1 protein-coding gene is annotated in these 357 nt (G+C 44.8%); it reads left to right on the top strand.

Going from position 1 to position 357, the window contains the following annotated elements; genetic code table 11:
- Positions 1 to 357 (top strand): aminotransferase class IV (locus AAEY98_RS22200; protein WP_502959660.1); only part of this gene is annotated, 357 nt, incomplete at its 3' end.

Below are 357 nucleotides of genomic sequence, written 5' to 3'. Positions count from 1 at the left end.
ATTCAAAACGGTATCCGAGTAAAAACGTCTTCTTATTCTCATCATTTGCCTAACGTCACTATGTGCAAGGCCAAAGCATCGAGCAACTATCCGGTGTCTATCATGGCGAACCGTGAAGTTACGCGTAATGGCTATGATGAAGCGATCATGATGGATTCACAAGGCTATGTCTGTCAGGGTTCAGGCGAGAATTTATTCTTAGTCAAGAACGGCGAGCTCCATACGCCAGACTTAGCGGGCGGGGCATTGGACGGTATTACTCGTCGTACCATTATCCAATTTGCCGAAGATTTAGGTATCAAAGTCACTGAACGTCGTATCACTCGTGATGAGTTTTATTTGGCGGATGAGATATTT

The sequence above is a fragment of the Shewanella sp. AC91-MNA-CIBAN-0169 genome, from assembly GCF_040310165.1.
GTDB lineage: Bacteria > Pseudomonadota > Gammaproteobacteria > Enterobacterales > Shewanellaceae > Shewanella.
Note: the sequence above shows the minus strand (reverse complement) of the source record. Positions and strands in the feature narration are given on the sequence as shown.